This window comes from Reinekea forsetii, from assembly GCF_002795845.1.
GTDB classification, from domain to species: domain Bacteria; phylum Pseudomonadota; class Gammaproteobacteria; order Pseudomonadales; family Natronospirillaceae; genus Reinekea; species Reinekea forsetii.
This window is the reverse complement of sequence record NZ_CP011797.1, coordinates 3,323,005-3,343,281: the sequence shown is the minus strand read 5'-3', so window position 1 is coordinate 3,343,281 and position 20,277 is coordinate 3,323,005. Positions and strand designations below refer to the sequence as shown.

General features: G+C 54.9%; 15 protein-coding genes and 1 pseudogene. All 16 read right to left on the bottom strand.

Translation table 11 applies throughout. The features are described from left to right. Window positions 1-37 precede the first annotated feature (37 nt). Window positions 38-1,321, bottom strand: coding sequence for an OmpA family protein (locus tag REIFOR_RS15295; RefSeq protein WP_100258385.1), 1,284 nt, complete (start codon window positions 1,319-1,321; stop codon window positions 38-40). Between the two features lie 103 nt (window positions 1,322-1,424). Continuing rightward, window positions 1,425-2,381, bottom strand: coding sequence for a diguanylate cyclase (locus tag REIFOR_RS15290; protein ID WP_100258384.1), 957 nt, complete (start codon window positions 2,379-2,381; stop codon window positions 1,425-1,427). After that, window positions 2,381-6,901: a CHASE domain-containing protein gene (locus REIFOR_RS15285; protein ID WP_100258383.1), complete on the bottom strand. Its 4,521-nt coding sequence runs from the start codon at window positions 6,899-6,901 to the stop codon at window positions 2,381-2,383. Before REIFOR_RS15285 ends, REIFOR_RS15290 begins: the two co-directional genes overlap by 1 nt. Before the next feature lie 270 nt (window positions 6,902-7,171). Further along, the gene (gene astB, locus REIFOR_RS15280; protein WP_100258382.1) at window positions 7,172-8,512 is read right to left on the bottom strand and encodes an N-succinylarginine dihydrolase; all 1,341 of its coding nucleotides are present in this window, start codon (window positions 8,510-8,512) and stop codon (window positions 7,172-7,174) included. Next, window positions 8,509-9,978: a succinylglutamate-semialdehyde dehydrogenase gene (gene astD, locus REIFOR_RS15275; protein ID WP_100258381.1), complete on the bottom strand. Its 1,470-nt coding sequence runs from the start codon at window positions 9,976-9,978 to the stop codon at window positions 8,509-8,511. Before astD ends, astB begins: the two co-directional genes overlap by 4 nt. 2 nt (window positions 9,979-9,980) lie before the next feature. Further along, window positions 9,981-11,024, bottom strand: a complete 1,044-nt coding sequence (gene astA, locus REIFOR_RS15270) for an arginine N-succinyltransferase (RefSeq protein WP_100258380.1) — start codon at window positions 11,022-11,024, stop codon at window positions 9,981-9,983. 11 nt (window positions 11,025-11,035) lie between these two features. After that, window positions 11,036-12,049, bottom strand: a complete 1,014-nt coding sequence (locus tag REIFOR_RS15265) for an arginine N-succinyltransferase (RefSeq protein WP_100258379.1) — start codon at window positions 12,047-12,049, stop codon at window positions 11,036-11,038. An 88-nt stretch (window positions 12,050-12,137) separates the two neighbouring features. Continuing rightward, entirely contained in the window at window positions 12,138-13,346 is a 1,209-nt protein-coding gene (locus REIFOR_RS15260) for an aspartate aminotransferase family protein (protein WP_100258378.1), read from the bottom strand. Window positions 13,347-13,520: 174 nt separating this feature from the next. Continuing rightward, window positions 13,521-13,781 carry a PilZ domain-containing protein gene (locus REIFOR_RS15255; RefSeq protein ID WP_100258377.1) on the bottom strand — a complete coding sequence of 87 codons (261 nt, stop codon included), beginning with the start codon at window positions 13,779-13,781 and terminating at the stop codon, window positions 13,521-13,523. A gap of 190 nt (window positions 13,782-13,971) precedes the next feature. Beyond that, on the bottom strand, window positions 13,972-14,931 hold the full coding sequence (locus REIFOR_RS15250; RefSeq protein ID WP_100258376.1) for a GlxA family transcriptional regulator: 960 nt from the start codon (window positions 14,929-14,931) through the stop codon (window positions 13,972-13,974). A gap of 13 nt (window positions 14,932-14,944) precedes the next feature. Continuing rightward, complete coding sequence (gene iadA / locus REIFOR_RS15245; RefSeq protein ID WP_100258811.1) at window positions 14,945-16,120, bottom strand: beta-aspartyl-peptidase; 1,176 nt, start codon at window positions 16,118-16,120, stop codon at window positions 14,945-14,947. A gap of 152 nt (window positions 16,121-16,272) precedes the next feature. Continuing rightward, window positions 16,273-17,061, bottom strand: coding sequence for a glycerophosphodiester phosphodiesterase family protein (locus REIFOR_RS15240; protein WP_100258375.1), 789 nt, complete (start codon window positions 17,059-17,061; stop codon window positions 16,273-16,275). A gap of 78 nt (window positions 17,062-17,139) precedes the next feature. Continuing rightward, window positions 17,140-17,694 carry a GNAT family N-acetyltransferase gene (locus REIFOR_RS15235; protein ID WP_100258374.1) on the bottom strand — a complete coding sequence of 185 codons (555 nt, stop codon included), beginning with the start codon at window positions 17,692-17,694 and terminating at the stop codon, window positions 17,140-17,142. A gap of 50 nt (window positions 17,695-17,744) precedes the next feature. Continuing rightward, complete coding sequence (locus REIFOR_RS17225; protein WP_405124676.1) at window positions 17,745-18,206, bottom strand: EamA family transporter; 462 nt, start codon at window positions 18,204-18,206, stop codon at window positions 17,745-17,747. 3 nt (window positions 18,207-18,209) lie between these two features. After that, window positions 18,210-18,623, bottom strand: a pseudogene (locus REIFOR_RS17220) (EamA family transporter); the annotation flags it as partial. An 89-nt stretch (window positions 18,624-18,712) separates the two neighbouring features. Continuing rightward, window positions 18,713-19,993 (bottom strand): hypothetical protein, encoded by a 1,281-nt coding sequence (locus tag REIFOR_RS15225; RefSeq protein WP_145980314.1) that lies wholly within the window; start codon window positions 19,991-19,993, stop codon window positions 18,713-18,715. Between the last annotated feature and the right edge of the window lie 284 nt (window positions 19,994-20,277).

Sequence of the window (20,277 nt, the reverse complement as noted above, 5' to 3'; positions counted from 1 at the left end):
ATCTGTGCTCAAAATCCTGGCCCCAGCCGCTGCGTGGTTAGCGCGGTTCTAAGAGCTTGGTCTTAAACTGGTTGGGCAGCAGTATCACTTCTATGCGGCGATTCTGTTGCCGTGTTGGACGACTCGTTTCGGCCACTAGGGGACGGGTAGCGGCAAAACCGACGGCCTGCAGCTGGCCTGCTGGAATTTTTTGCCCAATCAGTTCACGCACGGCGATGGCCGCCCGGGCTGAAGAGAGTTCCCAGTTCGATGGATACTGTTGCAGGGTGCTCGGCGCGATGCCGCGGCTGTCGGTATGGCCCTGAATGCTGATCAAATAGTTGGGGAAGCTCTGCAACGCCTCTGCAAGCAGGCCCAGCGCCTGGCGCCCCTCGGCGTTTAACTCGGCCGAGCCGGAGGCAAATAAGATGCTTTCAGGCAGTTTAATGGCGGTGGTGCCATCTTCCAGTTGGGTGACCAGCTGTTCTTTTTCCTGGTTCAACTGGGCTAACTGAGATTGCAGCTTGGCCTCCAGCTTATTCATGGCATCGGCTTCGGCGGACATTTCGGTCTGCAGACGCGCAATGGTTTCACTGTAAGTTTCATTCTCAGCCTGTTTTAACGCCAATTGTTGGCGCGCGGCTTGAAAGAGTTCGGCGGTGGTGGCGGCCTTGTTCAACTCATCCTTTAACAGAGTTAGCTCCGCCTGAGCGGTCTGATATTGTGCGCTTTGGCTCGTTAAACGGGCCTGAGTTTGAACCAGCTGGGCCTGCGTATTCGCCTGTTGAGCGCGCGCTTCGAGTAACTCTTCTTGTACTCCGGCCAGTGCAATGTTGGCCTCGGCGAGCTGGGTCTCAAGTTCTGCCTGCCTAGCCTGGGCTTGAGTCACTAGGGCCCGCAGATCGGCCTGCTCGGATTCGGCCAGTGCCGCGGCATCTAAGTTTTCCGCACGAGCTGTGGCGGCTAAGGCTTTCTGTTGTGTTATTTGATCGGACATTCCTCGAATCGAATTCTTAAGCGCACCGATCTGGTCACCTAAGGACTGGTTGAGTCGAGTGGTCTGGCTGGCGGTGCGATTGAGTTGTTGTTCAGTGCTGCTCAGCCGGGCATTGTCTCGCGTAAGTTGATCGAACTGCTCGGTGAGCTGAGCAATTTGGCCGGCCAAATCACTGTTCTGTTGCTCCAGTCCGGCCAATTCAGTCTGGCTGATGGCCTCACTATCCTGCAGTTGGCTAAGGTTTTGGTGCGCTTGGTAATATAAGCCGGCACCGAGCAAGGTGGTACCAAAGAGAACGGCCGATAGCCACCAAGAACCCCAGCCTCGTTGATAGGTTCGATTCATATCATGGGCTCTTTTTATTTTAAGTTGAGCCTTGAGTATAGGGAGACCCTGCCACAATAGAAAGGCATTGCGGCTCCCTCGAGATTCCGGGCGCCGCCCGGGTTTAAGTTTCAGGTGGCTCTGGCCCTATTATGACCTGTACCTGGTTGCGACCCCCCTCCTTAGCCCGATATAGGGCCTTGTCGGCGAGGCTAATCAGTTCAAACACGGTCTTAAAACGATCCGGTGTTAATGTTGCCGCGCCCGCGCTGATGGTCACCACCGGGCTGACCCTTGAAGTCAGGTGTTCAATCTTAAGATCGCATACGACCTTGAGCAATTGTTGCGCACGATTAAGCGCACCGGCACCGTCGGTCCTAGGCAAGATGCAGGCGAATTCTTCGCCTCCGAAGCGGGCGAGCAAATCTGTGGGACGGCGGACCGTTACCGCCAGCGCCTGAGCGATAGCCTTTAGACATTGATCACCCATCAGGTGACCACAGTGGTCGTTATAGTCCTTAAAAAAATCGACATCGAGAATAATAAGCGACAGGGCTGCCCGGTCTCGTTCACAGGCACGCCATTGCTGGTCGAGTGTTTCATCGAATCTCCGGCGGTTCGCTATACCGGTCATGCCGTCGGTTAGGCCGATTGAACGCAACTGATCCGATTGCAGCTTTAGCCGCAGCTGGGTGTCGACTCGCGATTTGACAACGATAGGGCTGATCGGCTTGTTGATAAAATCAACGGCACCCAGTTGGAAGCCGAAGATTTCATCGCGTTCTTCGGCTAAAGAGGTTAGAAAAATAACCGGAATGTCCTGAGTTGAGGCCTCCGCCTTAAGGGCTCGGCAGACATCGTAGCCGGTCATGCCAGGCATCATGACGTCCAATAGCACCAGATCCGGTGTCTGACTTTTACACAGCTCGATCGCGCTAGGGCCATTGGTGGCCATCAATACATCCATATCCTGTTTGAATATTTCATTGATCACATGAATATTGATCGGTTGATCGTCGACGATCAATAACCTAGGTTTGGCCGTCTGGGTTGACAGGCCCTTAAACAAGGTCTCTATCATCAGAGGCCCACCAACAGTTCGTCTAGCGTGCGAATTGCCGCGGGATAATTCAGTTCGATCAACAACGGTTTTAAGCCGAGCATCTTATGCTGACTCAAACCACGCGGTAACGACTCTAGAGGTAATTGATCAAATAGCGTCAGCGCCGTTAGGCTGCCAATAGCCAGCTGCGCCTTTAGTTCAACCAATGCGGCTTTAAAATCCGCAGAAGGCAGGGCAGTTCCGGTCAGCATCGGCGTTGCCAATGGTGCTTTTTCGGCGGTCGCCTGTTGCAGCAACGCACTGCTTTGGGTCAATATCTGGCGCAACTGTTGCGCTAAATTGCTTGGCAGGGCCTTGACTAGGGGCTCATAAGGCGCCGCCTTGAGTAACGCTTCGGCGTCTCGAATCTTTTTTAGGAACGCTGAGGCACCCATGTTGGCGCCGCTGCCCTTCAGGGTGTGCAAGGCCGCAGCGGCCGCGCTTGGGTCCTGATGTGCAATGGCCCGCTCAAGGTCGCTGATCAATTTAGCTGAGACGTCATTGAAGGTCGGCAGCAGGCTGATAAATAACGGCATATTGTCGCCAAAGCGTTTCATGATACTTTCGATTTTTTCGATGATAGGCGAATCCGCCGGGGAGGCCACTATCGCATCTGCATCGATTTTACTGGGCTGATTGGCACCGGCCAGAGCTTGGATGATACTGGCGACGACCCTATCGATGTCGATCGGTTTGCCGAGATGACCGTTCATACCGGCCGCCGCGCAGGCTAATCGATCCTCTGCCGATACATTGGCGGTCATCGCCAGGATCGGTAGATCGCGGAAGGCGCCGTGGCTGCGAATCCGGCGCGTGGCCTCCAAACCGTCTATATCGGGCATCTGCAAATCCATCAAAACTAAATCGTAAGCCACTTGGCCGGCCAACACGGTGGCGACGCCGACGATACCGCCTTCGGCTAAATCAACCTGGGCACCTTCCATGGCTAGCAGCTCTTGAGCAACCTGACGATTCAATTCATTATCCTCAACGACCAACAGCTTGAGATGCTCGAGACGTTTTTGAGCCACAACGACAGGGGCCGTCTCCGCGCGGGGCCGTTGGCCCAGTTTGGGGAGGCCCTTATAGATGGCCACCTTGATTTGCTGTGGGGTGACCGGCTTGGTCAGGTAGCCGATCATGGGTGGCTGCATGAAGCCGATGTCGGTTTCGGTCAAGTCTTCACCATGCGCGGTAACCACGACAATTTTCGGAACGGTGATATTGTCCGGCAAGGCCAACAACGCCTTGATTAAGGCTCCGCCATCTAGGTTGGGCATACGCCAGTCCAATAACATGACATCAAAATTGGTATCGAGGCCGGAGCCTGGCTGGAACCTATCCAGGACATCCTGAGCCGATTCGACCGCCGTTGGCCACCAGCCCAATGACGTGACCGCTGCGGTCATTATTTCGCGCGCAATCCGGTTATCGTCGACGATCAAAAGGTTTAACGACTGGTCTGGAAACTGCCAACGGTCATCGGCCGATACAAGGGTCACAACGGGCATCGTTAGCCCAAAATAGAAGCAGCTACCCCGATCCGGCATACTGTCGACAAGGAGTTCGCCTCCCATCATCGTGACGAGATTTTTAGTGATCACCAAACCCAGTCCGGTGCCGCCATAGCGTCGGGTGGTAGAATTCTCAGCCTGCACAAAGCCTTCAAAAATACGCTCAATCTGTTCCGGACTGATGCCGATCCCGGTATCGCGAATGCTGATCGCAATGGTGGACTCTTGGGCGGTGCGGGACTGCTCCTTGATCTGCACCACGACCTCTCCCTGGCGGGTGAACTTCAGGGCATTGGTCGCGAGATTGATCAGAACCTGTTTCAACCGTAACTTGTCAGCAAAGACATGTTTGGGCAATTTGGGGTCCAAATCGAAGAGCAGTTCGACATCGCTATTGCCCTGAGTGCCGGATAGGACAATCGCAAGATCTTGCATCAGTTCTTCAATTGCAAAGGAATGGGGATCCAACTCCAGCTTGCCGGCTTCGATTTTAGAATAGTCGAGTATGTCATTGAGCAACCCGAGCAATGATTTCGACGCCTTCTGGGCCTTGGCGATATAGTCTTGCTGGTGGACCGTCAGATCGCTCTGCTGCACCAAATGCAACATGCCCAGTACCGCATTCATTGGCGTGCGAATTTCATGACTCATGTTGGCTAAAAAGGTCGATTTGGCGGCACTGGCGGCGTCCGACTGTTCTTTGGCGCTGCGCAACACGGCCTCCAGTTCCCGTTGCGAGGTGACATCGAGGTTGAAGCCCGTGACTCGGATCGCCTCGCCACTGGAGTTTCGTTCCACTCGCGCACCGGCTTGGACGAATCGGATCCGCCCATCGGGTAGGATGATGCGGAATACCAGATCATAATGTCCGGTCCCGCTTATGGCCGCCGCCAGGCTGCTCGACGTTGGCTCAAGATCATCTGGGTGGATGCATTTTTGCCAATGGTCGAAGTCCAGACTCGCGTTTTTGTCGCTTTTTGGCCGGTCATAGTAGAGGCTATACATGAAGTCGTTCCATTGCAGGCCATCGTCGGCCAAGGTCCATGTCCAGATGCCCAGGTTGGCAATGCTAGCCGCCATTTCGAGCTGGTCTCGGGCCGCCAGAATATCCCGCTCATGCTCGAGTTGGCGCGAGATATCCGTTGCGATACAGAGATAACCGACAAGCTCTTCGGTTTCATTGAAGATACCGGTGACCGCTACAGAAACAGGCACTTGGGCGCCATCGCACGCAATATAGGTCCAGTGATGCGTTTCCGAGCCGAAGCGTTTGGCTTTGAACACCAGGGTATTAAATCCGCTCACCCGCTCGTTAAAGTGGTGCCAAATTTCGTCTGCGTGCCGGTCGATTTCGGCCTGGCTGTGAAACACCAGTGGGCTCAATTGCCCGATCACATCACCGGGTTTGTAGGTCAAAAGTCGTTCGGCACCACTGTTAAATACGGTTACCAGGCCGTTTAGGTCGGTGGCGATAATAGCCACCTCGGACGAGGCCCTGAGTACGTTGACAAATAGGGTATTGAGTTCGGCCAGCGCTTCAGTCCGTTCCAATATTTGGCTTTCAAGACGGATGTTGAGTTCCACGATAGCCGCCTCAGCCGCCTTTTGACCGGAAATATCCCGAATGGTGCGTGACACCCCCTGTGCTAGACCTTGGCTATCGATCAACGCAGATAGGGTGACGGCAACCGGCATGGGATAGGGTGCCGACTTAGCTTGATAATGGGTTTCATAGACTGGCACGGCCTCGTTGGCTTGCACCTTCTTTCCCTGCGCCGTCTCGTCCGCCTGCAAAGGCGCCGGCACAATCAGCGCAACGACATTCTGACCGATCGCCTCGCTTGCGGTGAAGCCGAATATGCGTTGGGCGCCATTGTTCCAGCTGGTGATGACGCCCTGATCGTTGTTGCTGATAATTGCGTCTTCCGAGCTTTCAACGATGGCGGCCAAGCGACTCTGTTGATCAATCAACAGCTGTTTGTTTCTGCGCGAGGCCTGGGTGGACATAACCAGGCCGGTGGCCAGCAGGCTTATGATCAGGCCGAGAATGGCAATCTGGCCAACATTGGTTAACGTTAGGGCGTCGATAAAGCCCGGTTGCACCGAAAATTGAGCCTCCCAGCTGCGGCCAAACATTGGGTGAGTGGACGTACGGCGATGCAAATCCTGAGTGGCGCTGCGGTCATTATTATAAAATTGTACCCGATGATTGGGATCGGTGACATCAAACAGCTCCAAGTGAATATGGTCAGTAGTTAAATCCAGGTCGGCCAAAACCTCATCCATCAACAGCGCATTGTAGGTCCAGCCGATGGCCAAAGCATTGCGTTCTGCCCGGGTGACCGGCGTCACCCCCTGAGCAAAAACCGGCAGCAAAAACAGGAACGATTGCTGTGACTGACCACTGGCCTGGACCAGGGTGATGGGCGAGGTCAGTTGCGCTAGGCCGGTATCGATCGCGCCCTGCGCGGCTGCGCGGCGGTGTTTTTCCGAGCCAATATCCAGACCCACGGCCTGAACGTTGCGTTCAACCGGCTCGATATACAGAATCATAAACCGTTCGGCCCGATTGGGGCTCAGTTCCTTGAGGGTATAGTCCGGCCAACCGTCGGCTTGGGCAAAGGCAACAAAGTCTGGCAGGTCGGCCTGGCTAACGCGTTGGATAAAACCGAAACCGCGGGCACCGGGAAACTCAGTGTCGACCGCGCGCGAATTGATAAAGGTGCGAAACAAATCACGCTTCAGATTTTCGCTGCCGACCATCAGGATCGCGCCGCGGGCCGCGGTCAGGCCATACTGATAGAGATTGATACGGCCTCTCATCTGCTCGATGGCGTCCAGGGCAATGCTATCCAAGGCCTCGACTATGAGTTGTTCATTGCGTTTGTTTACTTCATTAACCGTTAAAGCGGTAATAAGTAATCCAGCTAGGAGGGACAAAATAGACCATTTGCCAAAGTGGGGCAGTGTCAGTTGGTTACTCAAGAAAGACCCCTTCAACTATAGAGTAGGCTGGTCTGCTGGAGGTGAAGACTTGGATGCAGTTGCAGATTACTCATCATCAACTGAAGTGTAGTTAGAAATATGCCAAAGCGCCTAATCGAAATTTAAAGCTGCTCATTTAATTTAGTCGGTGAGAATTTTTGTCGCATCAGTGGAATCTGAGCGTGGGCAGGAGGGGCTGTGTGCCCCAGACGAAGCGGTTTAAGGCCGCATCATAGGACCCTCGCGGCCTAGTGATGAGGGCCTAAAGCCTTAGCGTTGAAAGGAGTAAATACTGCCCAGACCCGTTAGGCGGGTTAATTCATCAAGGGCCGTGCGGCTTTCCGTGATCAGCAATGGATCGGCCAGATCGGCGCAGACTAGGCGATCTCGGTAGTGTCGGTCGACCCAGCTGTTGAGTTGTTGATAGAGGGTCGGTGTGATAATAACGCCCGGATGAATGGCCTGATACTCGGCCTCTGTAAGCGCCACGCGCAGGCGCAAACAGGCGGGTCCGCCGCCATTATTCATCGACTGCTTCAGGTCAAACACCTGAACGGTTTGAATCGGATTGGCCGGGTCGGCCAACAAGCGCGTCAAATAATCTGCCACGCTGGTTATTGAACGACACTCCGCCGGGACAATTAGCGTCATGCTGCCATCGGACTGCGTCAGCAGCTGGCTGTTAAAGAGGTACGAGCGTACAGCATCGTGCAGGCTAACCTCGGCGCTGGGCACACAGACCGAGATCAGCTTGGCGCCGATCAGCTTGGCGTCGAGTTCGGCCAATACCTGGGCGGTATCGACAAAGGCGGTTTCGTGATAAAACAGCACATTGCCATTGCCCACGGCAATGACATCATTGTGAAACACCCCTGCATCGATGGTTTCAGGACGCTGTTGAGCGAAGACGCATTGAGCGTCACCCAGGCCATGCAAGCGCGCCACGGCCTGACTGGCCTCGAGCGTTTGGCGTGCAGGGAACTTGACCGGCGCCGGGCGGGTCTCGTTAAAGGCCTCCTTGCCGTAGACAAACAGTTCAACGCCGGGCGCACCGTATTCGGCGCAAAAACGCGTGTGGTTGGCCGCGCCCTCATCGCCAAAACTGGCGATCGCCGGTAAGGCCGGGTGGTGCGCGAAGTGGCGCGAATCGTGAAATATGGCCTGCAACATACGCGACGTGGTGGGATGTTCGATCGAACGATGGAACTTGGCATTGAGGTTTGCGGCGGTGAAGTGCACCCGGCCATCGGCGGTGTCGGCGCTCGGCGAGATGGTGCCGGCATTGGCCGTCCACATGCACGAGCCCGATGACACAGCACTGAGCAGGGTAGGATTGTCGCGCCCGACCTGGCGCACAACAGCGGCATCGCTGCCCTGGTAACCCAAGGCCCTTAATGAACCGATGGCCGGTCGCTCATGGGGCAACAAAAGACCCTGTCGATAACCCATATCGGCTAAGGCCTTCATTTTCAGCAAACCCTGCTTGGCCGCTTCCTTGGGGTTGGAAATCCCGGTGGCATTAGACTGGGACGCGATATTGCCATACGACAGGCCGGCGTAATTGTGGGTCGGCCCGACCAGTCCATCGAAGTTCATTTCAAACGCGTTCATAGGTTCATGCCGGGCGAGAGGGTCGCCGGCGCCGACATGTCAGGGCTTTCCATTGAGGCTACCGGGTAGGCGCAGTAATCGGCCGCATAATAGGCACTGGCGCGGTGATTGCCCGAGGCGCCGACACCGCCGAACGGTGCTGCCGAACTGGCCCCGGTGGTGGGTTTGTTCCAGTTGACGATGCCGGCACGAATTTCGCGTAGAAATAGGTCATAGCGCTCACGCGAATTCGACAAGAGACCAGCGGACAGGCCGTAACGAGTTGAATTGGCCAGCTCGATGGCCTCAGCAAAGCTATCGTACCGATAGACCGACAGCAGCGGTCCAAAGTATTCGGTATCGGGCACATCGTGGGCATCGGTCAGGTCGATGATGCCCGGTGAGAGCAGAGCGGTGCCTGGTTCAAGCGCGGTCATTTCGAGCAGGATATGACCGCCTTGAGCGACCAGATGCTGCTGCGCCGCGAGCAGTTGCTCGGCGGCGTGCAAGGACACCACCGAGCCCATATAGGGTTGTTCGTCGGCATCAAAATGTCCTACAGCCAGTTTTAATGTGGCATCGATCAGTTTTTCTAGGAAGGCATCGCCTTGCGCGCCATTGGCGATCATCAGCCGGCGAGCGCAGGTGCAACGCTGCCCGGCCGAGACGAAGGCAGAGAACAGAATATGGTGCAGGGCGCCAGCTTCATCGATGTCCTCATCGACAATCAGGGCATTGTTGCCGCCCATCTCTAGAGCCAGAATTTTGCCGGTTTGGCCGCCATACTGTTGATGGATGCGCTCGCCGGTCAAGGAGGAACCGGTAAAAAACAGGCCGTCTAGACCGTCGTGATTGGCCAAGGCGATGCCGGTCGGAGCGGCACCCTGTAACAGATTGAGCACACCGGCGGGCAGACCCGCTTGCTGCCAAAGCTTGGCGGTTTCTTGCGCCATTTTTGGCGCTTGCTCGCTCGGCTTAAAGACCACGCAATTGCCGGCGATCAGGGCCGGGACTATATGACCATTGGGCAGGTGGCCGGGGAAATTATAGGGCCCGAACACGGCCACCACGCCGTGCGGTCGATGCCGCAGCACTGCCTCACCATCGGGCAGGGCGGTAACTTTGGTGCCGGTTCGTTCCTGATAGGCGGTGATCGAGATGTCGATCTTACCAATCATCGCCCCGACTTCCGTGCGCGACTCCCACAGCGGCTTGCCAGTTTCGCTGCCGATGATAAAGGCCAGCCGTTCTTGCTGCTCTGTGAGTAAGGCGGCGAAGCGGCGGCAGATCGCCACGCGCGCCTCCAGATTGGTATGTTGCCAACTGCGGAACGCCTGACGTGCTGCCCCAATGGCCGCATCGACATCGGCGCCACTGGCCGCGTTGCCGTGCCAGACCGAGGCTTGGGTGACCGGGTTGAGGGATTCAAAATGCTCGCCTTGGCCCTGAATCCAGTGGCCGTCGATTAAAAGACTTTTGTCTGTCATCTTCATAACTCCTTGGGACGCAAAGACACGGCGCGGACGGTGTCGCCTGCGCGGACATGCAGAATTTTGGCCTGGGCGGGTTTCAGCCATAGGGTATCGTCACCGGCAGCACCTTGGTCGACCAACAAGACTCGATATTCACCCAACTGACGGTTGCTGACCATCAGTAGACCGTGTTTGACGCCAAAATCCGGTGCCGGGGTTTGATCCGAAATGCCAACTTGGTAGGTTTTGCTCTCGCGCACGGCGCGAATATTTTTGATCTTGGTGCCGACGCTGGGGCCGCCATCAAAAATATCGATATAGTGGTTAAACTCAAATCCTTCAGATTTCAGCATGGCCAAGGCCGGCTCTGTTTGGGGGTGAACTCTTCCGATCACGGCTTGGGCTTCTGCCGTTAACATGGGCACGTGGATCGGAAACTTCGGCATCAGTTCGGCGATAAAAACTTTGTTGCCAAGGCCGGTTAGATAATCGGCATCAGAAAATTCCATCTGAAAAAAATGACGACCGAGGCTTTCCCAAAATGGAGAGTTGCCGTCTTCGTCGCTGTAACCGCGCATCTCGGCAATGATCTCGTCACCAAATAATTCTGGAAACTCAGCCAAAAAGAGATAGCGACTGCGACTCAATAAATGACCGTTTTGATTGTTGCGAAAATTGGGCATTAAAAACAGGGTGGCAATTTCCGAACAACCGGTCAGGTCATTACTCAGATACAGTGTCTGGGTTATCTTGTGCACGCCGATTTCGCGCGAGGCATGGACTGATTTGCCGACATGATAGTTATACCAGACATCACCATGGCCAATGCTCGACTCTAGGGCGCAGATGCCGGCCAGCTCTTCAGTGCTCTCATCGACCAGGGCAAATAGATACACCCGCTCGGTTAGCGGTAGACTTTTTTCGAATGACGCCAAGGCCTGGTCAAGTTTGGCCGCCATCTTTTGACGGTTGTCGGGCAAGGATGTGACACCGACTCCGGAATGCTTGGCCATCAAACACAGGCTGTCCAGATCGGTTCGCTGAATAGGTCGAATATACACTGGGCGGCTCCTTATAACGGCGAGTAAGCGATGTCGTCGCCGGCTTGGACATTGAGTGCATCGGCCACATCCAGGGAGATGCGAATGGAATCGCCGATGCCGTCGACTAGGGTGCCGATAACACAACGAAAGTCTTGATTGGATTGGTTACTGATTAGATATTTCATCCCGCCGACCACATCGGACGGGCGCGCCGTCTTAAAACGGATGTTGCTAATAGTATGGGTATAACGCAACTGCGCTTTTAAAACCGGACCACCATCGAACGGATCGATAAACTTGGACCTATGAAAGCCCTCACGATACAGCAACTGACAAGTGCGGTTGGCCGCGGGGTGATTCTGGCCAATGGTCGCCGAGGCTTCGGGTGGCAACAGGGGCACATAGACCGGATGTTGCGGAATCAATTCGGACATAAAGGTTTTGGATTTCATTGAACAGTAATAATCGGCGGTTAAAAAATCCATATCGAAAAATTTCCGCCCGACCGCATCCCAAAAAGGGCAAGCACCCTTCTCGTCGAAGATGCCCTGTATTTCTGCGATTACCTCCTGATGAAAACGATCGCTGTTGGCGGCAATATACATTAAACGCGCACGCGACAGCAGATCAAAGCCGTCAGATTTTGTCAGCGCCGGATCGATGGTAAAGGAGCGCAACAGCGTCCGGCCGGTCAACTCATGGGACAAGAAAAGGACCGGCACCTTGGAGCTGATATTTAGGTGATGTGAGGCATGTACGATTTCATCGAGACGGTAATTGAAAAACGGATAACCGCAGCCTGCTTCGGCGTCTATACCCGAGGTGCCATACAATTCGTTGCTGTCTGTATCTTGCAGTACAAACAAAAAGGAAGACGGGCCTTCCCCATCTGTATCACCGCGAAAACCATCGTCCGATTCGCTGATTTTTTCTGACAGCTTATCCCGCTCTTTCGGTAAAGTGGTAACACGGGCGTCGGTATCGTCGAGTAGCCGTTCGATACCGGCCAAATCGCTAAAGGTCGAGGGTCGCACCAACAGCATGATCGTTCCTTATAGATAACAAGATCCCTTACGGGATCTACAATGGGTCAGGGCAATAATGCCAAAATAACTCAGCTTAAGCGGCGCATCAGTGACCGGTTAGATTCGCAATGGCTGCTGTCAAATGCGCCAGACCCTTATCGATGTCGGCATCTGGAATAATCAGCGAGGGGGCAAAACGCAGTACATTTGGCCCGGCCACGAGCATCATCAAGCCTTCCTCTAACGCCGCGCCGACTATGTCTTTGGCTCGACCGTGCCATTGCGGGGTCAGTTCGATACCAATCAGTAGGCCCATGCCGCGTACTTCCTGAAAGAGACCGAATTGCGCGTTAATGGCTGCGAGTCCGGCGCGGAAACGTTCGGCTTTGTGCGTGACGTTGTCTAAGACACTCGGTTTGGTCAATTCGTCCAAAACGGCCAGGGACACGGCACAGGCGAGCGGGTTGCCGCCATAGGTTGAACCGTGCGTGCCAAACGCCAAGCTCGGTGCCACGGCATCGGTGCAGAGCATGGCCCCGATTGGGAAGCCCCCGCCCAATGCCTTGGCCGACGATAGGATATCCGGTATGACACCAAACTGTTGGTAGGCATACATCTTACCGGTACGGCCGACGCCGCACTGAACTTCATCGAAAATTAACAACGCATTGTGTTCGTCACAAAGTTGACGGGCACCTTCCAGGTAAGCCTGAGTGGCCGGAGTAACACCGCCCTCGCCCTGGATCGGCTCGAGTATCACCGCGGCGGTACGCGCCGAAATTTGTCCGCGCAGGGCTTCAAGGTCATTGAACGGAACGTGGCTGATGCCGCCAGGGGTGGGCTCAAAGCCTTCCTTGTATTTTGCCTGCCCGCCGACGGACACAGTAAAGAGGGTGCGACCGTGGAACGAACCCAGGGTCGAAATAATTTCATGCTTGTCTGGACCGAAATGCACAAAGGCATGGCGACGAGCGAGTTTTAACGCGGCCTCATTGGCTTCGGCACCGCTGCTGCAGAAAAACACCTTGTCGGCGAAGGTCAGTTCGGTCAATTTCCGTGCGAGTTCGATGGCCGGCTCATTGGTCATAACGTTGGATAGATGCCACAGTGCCTGGCCCTGGGTGGTCAGTGCCTCGACTAGGGCGGGATGGGCATGGCCCAAAACATTGACTGCGATGCCACCGGCGAAATCGACATACTCTCGGCCGGCCTGATCCCAGACGTGTGAGCCAGCGCCACGCACCGGAATGATTTTGCCGGGTGCATAGTTGGGCATCATAACATCGTCGAATTGGTCGCGCGTAATAGGGGTCATCTGTGTCGTCTCTTATCTAGTGAAGGTTGTTCCAGGGTTCAGACTGATTTAACCGAACCCCTATTCTAGGAAAAAATGCCGCAAAAAGCTTTTGCTAAGGCGACAGAGTATTACAGGCTAACGCAGTAAAAAAGGGATTATCTGAAAGCACTTGTCGCGCCGATGAAACAGGGCTCAGTCGGGTGTCTCATTGAATAGGGCAAAAGCGGCACCGCTGTCCTCGATGCGCACCACCTCGGCCAGCACCGGTTGACGGTTATTGCCGATAAAGACCAGAGCAACGACCCCCTTGGCCAACTGGCGCACCGAGTCGGTGCAAACATAAAAACCGCCCGCTGAAATATCTTGGGATTCGCTGACATCGGTTTGATCGCCAAAAAAATGTAGCCGGATCGGCAATTTTTGAGCAGTACGTTGGCTAGCGCGTTTATTCATAAGCGGATCCTTTTGAGGATAATCCCAGTGCCCTAGTTCCGTTAGATAGGTTGATGGCATGAGGTCTGTCCAGTGTATGCCGATCGTGCGGCATTTCAATGGCTAGGCCAGTTCAGAGCGGGATGATTTGCGCGCGCCAGTCTCGTGATGATGGGAAGGCATATGACCCAATGAGTTCAGAGCTAATTGCCTATTTGGCGAGCTGCATCTTATGATTCAGGCTGCGATCTTCTGACGGTGTTAAACCATACTGATTTCGGTAAGCTGTGGAAAAATGCGCACCGGAGGAAAAGCCGCATCCCAGGCCAATGTCGGCGATGCTCTCGTTGCCATTAAATAGTCGCGAGCGGGCCTCTTCTAAGCGGATCTGTAAGTAGTATCGGCTCGGCACGGCGCTGAGGTGTTTCTTGAATAGACGCTCTAGCTGACGCCGGCTGATTTTGACGTGGAAGGCGATATCATCGGTGGTCAGGGGCTCTTCGATATTGTTTTCCATCAACTCCAAGGCTTCGGCCATTTTCGGTTGCTCGGCACGGGTCCGCTCGCTCAGTTCCTGATGCATGGCATTACTGGGGATGCCGAGTCGCTCATTGACAAAATATTTGGAAATGGCCTCTGCGGTGTCGGCTCCGACCTGCTTGGCGATCCACATCAGCATCAAATCGAGGCTGGCGCTGCCGCCCCGACAGGTCAGACGATCGCGATCGATACAGAACTGTTCATTGGCCAGCAAGATCGACTTATGTTCCTTGACCAACTCTTCCAGTGTGAGCCAATGTACGACGCCACGATAACCATTTAACAGGCCGGCCTTGGCAAGGGTATAGCTGCCCGAAGCTAGGCCGCCCAGCGCCGCGGTGGTAGACCGAGTGAGTAAGAATTCGTCCAGACCCGGTGTCTTGGGGTGGCGCGCCGGTGACATGCCGGCCACTATCCACGCGTCTGCCTCAGGGGCATCACCGAGCGAATAGTGGGTATCGATCGGATTGCCCAAGCTCGACAGTGAGCGGTTATCGGCCAAGGCCACCGTGAAAGTTTCAAAACGGGTTTCGCCCATTAACTCATTGCACATCAACAAAGGTTCCATCGCGGAGACATAGCTCATCGAGGAATAGCCGGGCAACAGGATAAAGCCAATTTTTTGTGACAAGTTCGGCTCCTAATTAAGCTTCGAAAGTACCTTTGCGGGTAATTTGGCCGTTGACCATAAACCACTGACCGTTTGCCATAACGGCATTTAAGGCCAGAGTGTCTGGATTCAAGATTAATAGATCGGCATCGCCGCCTTGGCGGAGTCGACCCTTCTGGTGCAGCTTGAGTATACGTGCTGGATTACTGGTGATGGCTTTTAATACCAGTTCAAAACTGAGTTTTTCCTGATGAACCGCATAATGCAGCTCTTGCAGCAGGGAATCCATACTGCCAACCTTAATGCTGACTAAGTCACCGTCGGCATTGAACTCCGGCAGGCTTGCGTGGCCGTCGGTGCTGAAGGTGATGCGATCGGAGTGGGCACCCTGCGCCAGAGCCAAGGCTAAGGCGGTGGCGCAGCGCACCTCGCCTTGGGCGGCAATTTCCGGGGTCGAACTGGCGGTAAAGTCTATGGTACCGCCGGCCTTGTTAAAGCCAATGCCGGATTGAAGCAATTCGGCACTGCGATTGATATGGGTCGGGTAAAACTGACTGAGCGGTATGTTGGTGTGTTCGGCGACATCGAATAGGGTTTTCAGGCCATCGGCACTGCCACCGACGTGCACGCTAACGATGCCGGCCTTGAGCGAGCACATGCCGCCGACGCGCGCCTCAGCTGCGACCCGGGCAAGCTCTGCCCAACTCATCTGACTGCCGCGATGATCGGCAATGGCAATCTCGCCGATGCCAATGCATTCCTCGATTAGCATTATATCTTGCTGTATCGAGCCGGTTAGGGTCTTAACCGGGAAGTGGTAATTGCCAGTGTAGAAGTAGGCGGAGAGCCCCTCCTCTTTGAGGGCCTTTACCTTGGCAACCAGTTCCAAATGGGTGCGACACACCGCGTCGGTGCCTAAGGCACCGGTGACCGTGGTCACACCGCCGCGAATGGCGTCGCTGAGCTGCATTTCTGGCGTGCGGGTGGCAAAGCCACCTTCACCGCCCCCGCCGGTAACATGGGTTAGGGTGTCGACAAAGCCGGGACAGACGATCTGCCCTGCGCAATCTAATTCGGTGATGGCCAGATTAGAATTCAACTCAAGGTTGGCTGCCATGGCCAGTATCTTATTGCCACCGATGAGCAGGTCCGTCACGCCGAGCGCTTCCGGTGCAAAAACACGGGCATTGCGCAATATTTGCAAGGTCATCTGAGCTTTCCGTCCGTTGTGCCATGTGATAATGGCGCAGATCATAACAGGCCAGACCAATTAACCAACCATTGTCAGGGCCCGCGCCGCTTATTTGAACAGGCTCGACCTATTCGTCGAGTTGCGTGTTTACCTTAGGTCGGGGCAGGACCTTATCTAGTCAGAGTGCGATCAAGCACTACCTGACGCAGCTCCTCGGCACCGGCGCGATCGCTAAAGACGCCGCTCACGCCCCAAGAGAGTAACGTTGCTAGGGTCACGCTGTCGTTCACCGTATAGCAATAGAGCGGATAAAGCGGCACGATTTTCGCCGCGAGTGGTGCCGTCAGTAAGGCTTGATCGCAATGGATCGACACCGGTTTGAGGGCGATAAGGACCGCCGGCAGGTCCACGGGTAACGCGCCAAAGAGGATGCCGATGGCCACCTCCGGCCAGCGCTGACGTAAGCGAGTAAGGGCCCGATGATCGAAACTCGACACCACCAGTTTGCTAGGGTCCAGTGCAGCCGGGCGCAAGGCCTCGATTACGGCATCGACCTGCTCCGGCATCGCGAGGTCGGGATTGATCTTTAGTTCCAAATTTAGTCCGAGTCGATAGCGCCGCACCAACGTTAAGAGCTGCGTCATAAAGAGAATGGGCTCGCCCGCGAATTCGGCGTGGAACCAGCCGCCGGCATCGACCTGGAGTAAGGCTGCCCGGTCGAGTGACACCAAGGTCCGATCCGGCTGGCCAAAGCGCCGTAAGTCGGCATCATGCAAAATCACCAACGAGCCATCACCGGCCATGGTGACATCCACCTCTATCCAGTCGATACCCTGCTCAAAGGCTGCCTTGAGGCTGGCGGCGGTATTTTCTGGTGCCTGGCTGGGTAATCCGCGGTGACCAATTAGGGCCGACATCGGCTTTGTTGCATTAGTCGTGGTTGTAATAGGTGATGTCATAATGGGCGATTCCTTACGGAAGGGCGACCGAGCTGGTCGGCCCCTGTGCTTAGGTTTATCGGCTCAAACGTCATCGGTTCAGATTCGGTTCGCTGTCCAATGCGGATTGGTTAGGGCCATCAGGATATGATCTTCCCAGTGACCGTTGACCATCAGGTAGTCGCTCGCATAGCCTTCTCGAACAAAGTTTAGTTTTGCCAAGACGCGCCCGCTGGCGAGATTAGCCGGTCGATAATTGGCCATCAGGCGATGCAGGTTGAGCGGGCCAAAGGCCAGTTCGATAGCGCCTGTCAGCGCTTCGGTCATATAGCCCTTGCCCTGTTCAACTTCGGCTATATTGTAGCCCAGATAAGCGGCCTGAAAGGCACTCCGGACGATCTGACTGATACCGATAATACCGATAAGCTGTTCGTCTAAGATCATAAATAGGCGCACTTCGGTGTCGCGGGCAATGTTGCTGTGCCAGCTGTCGAATACGGCTCGAATTTCGGTCTCGGTGGTCGGAATAAAGCCGCCGCTCATCACCAAATGGTGATGATTGCTTTGAAAATAGTCGGTCAGCTGAAGCAGATCGATGTCATGGGTGCCGACCAAGGTGAGGCGGGGCGTGTCGAGCATCAATGAATAGGTCATGGTCTGATTGCCGAGCTCCTAGTTGAATTAGGGGGTCAATGCGCTAGGCCTTAGGGCTTTTTGCGCGAGCTGATGACCCCAGCAATAATAAGTGCCAGACCTAAAAAGGTGGCCAGTTGCAGTGGCTCTTTCAACACCAGATGAATTAAGAATAGGCTGATTAGGGGCGACAAAAAAATCAGCGTGCCTAGGCGAGCGGCATTGCCGGTTCGCATCAGCGCCATCTGCCAGAATACAAAGGTAATGCCCATCTCAAACAGGCCGACATAGACTAGACTGGTGATCGACATTAGCCCCCATTGAACCGGCGGTGGCGGCACGAACCAGATCAACAGTCCTAAAATTGGCAGGCTAACGAGGAAATTATGGAACAGGCCGATAATCGGATCGAGGTTGTTTTTTTTCGTATTGAGCAGCCAAAATCCGGCCCACAATAGGGTCGAGAAGATCGCCAGTGCAAGTCCCCAATAGTCTAGACTGCCGGTGACTTCTTTGCCGGCGATAGAGATCACCACCACGCCAGAATAGCCCAGCAAGAGGCCCCAGAGGTCGCGCCGGGTGAGTCGGTGTTTTAAGATCGGTACACTAAGTAAGGCCAGGGTGATGGCCCAGGTGTAATTGACCGGTTGGGCGACCTGCGCTGGTAAGCGCCGATACGCCTCGAACAGCACCAGATAATAAAGTACCGGGTTGAGACTGCCAAGCAGGAGGGCGTTGAGCAAATTGCTCGGAAAGGATCGGATAGCCCGTAGCAGTTTACCCTGGGCGAACAAGATCGCCATCAATACCAAGACCGAAGTGAGCGACGCACCAGCGAGTAGACCAATAACCGAATGATACTGTAGAGCAATTTTAAAGGCCGTGGCGACCGTGGACCAGAGCAAGATGGCCGCCATGGCAAAGGCGACGGCCTTAGATTCGTTCGACATTTCGCTTGGCTACCGGACTGGGGGGAGCGCCAGTCTACTGGTAAAGGGCCCGCCGCAACAGTACCTCAACCGATGTTCGGCCCGCTCGGTTAAAATTGCAGCTCCAAGTAGAGGCCGGAGGAGAGGGAATCGATGTCGCTGCCGGGCTGGAGCAGCTTCCAGGTAAAGATCCAACCAATGTTGAGGCCATCGGAGTTGGTCTTTATATTCACCGTTGCCTGGACATAGTCGTCCGACTGGTACAACCGGGCCGTGCAGCTGGTACAGCCCGGATCGATCAACGCACGATAGGGCTGGGCATCGACATAGTAGAGCATATTTTCAACACTTAAGGCGCGCCCGGGCCAGAGCCGAAAGCCCATGCCCACGCCAAAGGTCTCGTAGCCTCCTGCAACGGTCTTGACCCGATTCGCGTTGTCGCCCAGGCCCAATCGGTCATAGCCGGAAAAGATCGCAAAGCCGATCTGGTCCTGGTTCCATAGGCCAAGTCCCCAGCGGTTAGCGCTGATGGCTAGGTGATCGGTCTGAGCCAGATCGTTGCCATCGGCGCTGTAAAACACCCTCAATGTCAGATCGGACGCGCTACCGGTTTTTTTCGCGATGGCCATTTTGGCTGTTGAGGATGACGGGCTGGTGCGCGGAACCATCGGACTGTTTTTTCGATCGATGCGGATCGCGCTCGAGGGTGTTGGCGTCAAGTCGACATCAACGACGCGAAAGAAAAAGCGCCCGTCGGCAGTCATGTCGAGCTGCCGGCGATTCTGTTCATCGCGCTGGCGTCCGGCAAAATCCAGATACTGTAAGGCATTCAAGGCTAGGTCGATGCCCTTGCCGGTAAGGCTGTCAAACAGGTCGGCCTGTGCCTGTTTAACAATGCGCTGCCAACATAGATCGCCATTGCGCGTGTTCTCGCAGGTACTGGTGTAGACCCCGTCAATATACTGCTCGCTACCTATTAATGGTCCGTTTGAATCAATCGTCCGGTCGGCTTCACTAGCGCTGGCCGAGGCATCGGACTCATTGGCATTTAGCGTGTCTACATCGCGGTTCAAAGCCTGCCAATAACTATCGACTTCGCAAAGGGCGCTGCCCTGCGCCGTCAGCGAGCGCGTCTGAGTTTGGCGGACCAATATAGCCCGGTAAGATTGATCCGCTTCGGTCGCGCGGTAATACGCATCGATCCGTTCTTGGGCTTGGCCCGCGGCGTCGTCATAGGCGATAGCGCATGCCGTATCCGGATCGCGATCTTCGGCATTAACTTGCAGCTCAACACTAAAGGGCTCGGTCTGGGCACTGGCCCATTGCGCAGCACCAGTAGCCAAGAGAACGGTAAACGCAACAGCCTGCATGGGGGTCGAACGACACATCATGGTTGAGCTTCCTTTTGGATTAACCAGCATACGATACAGGTTTAAACTGAACCTACTATTAACCCTTTCGGTCCGACGGCCCAGTGCCGCAGGTCATTGACTCGTTGGTGACCTCGATCCCAAATAATTCGATTTGTAGGTAAAGTACCAAAATTTATCCCACCAGTTTCATGGCTTGAAATGTCTAATAACCCAACTAACCTTACAGATAGAGGGTCTTGAGCCTAATGTTGAACATTCCAACTGACCGTAAAATGATTCACATCAATTCCCAGTTTCGTAAT

Coding starts and splice junctions, on each gene's coding strand:
- astB (WP_100258382.1), bottom strand. CDS start 8,512: ATGAACGCGTTTGAAATGAACTTCGATGGACTGGTCGGGCCGACCCAC.
- REIFOR_RS15260 (WP_100258378.1), bottom strand. CDS start 13,346: ATGACCCCTATTACGCGCGACCAATTCGACGATGTTATGATGCCCAAC.
- iadA (WP_100258811.1), bottom strand. CDS start 16,120: ATGACCTTGCAAATATTGCGCAATGCCCGTGTTTTTGCACCGGAAGCG.
- astD (WP_100258381.1), bottom strand. CDS start 9,978: ATGACAGACAAAAGTCTTTTAATCGACGGCCACTGGATTCAGGGCCAA.
- REIFOR_RS15255 (WP_100258377.1), bottom strand. CDS start 13,781: ATGAATAAACGCGCTAGCCAACGTACTGCTCAAAAATTGCCGATCCGG.
- REIFOR_RS15265 (WP_100258379.1), bottom strand. CDS start 12,049: ATGCTGTTGGTGCGACCCTCGACCTTTAGCGATTTGGCCGGTATCGAA.
- REIFOR_RS15235 (WP_100258374.1), bottom strand. CDS start 17,694: ATGACCTATTCATTGATGCTCGACACGCCCCGCCTCACCTTGGTCGGC.
- REIFOR_RS15225 (WP_145980314.1), bottom strand. CDS start 19,993: ATGATGTGTCGTTCGACCCCCATGCAGGCTGTTGCGTTTACCGTTCTC.
- REIFOR_RS15295 (WP_100258385.1), bottom strand. CDS start 1,321: ATGAATCGAACCTATCAACGAGGCTGGGGTTCTTGGTGGCTATCGGCC.
- REIFOR_RS15240 (WP_100258375.1), bottom strand. CDS start 17,061: ATGACATCACCTATTACAACCACGACTAATGCAACAAAGCCGATGTCG.
- REIFOR_RS15290 (WP_100258384.1), bottom strand. CDS start 2,381: ATGATAGAGACCTTGTTTAAGGGCCTGTCAACCCAGACGGCCAAACCT.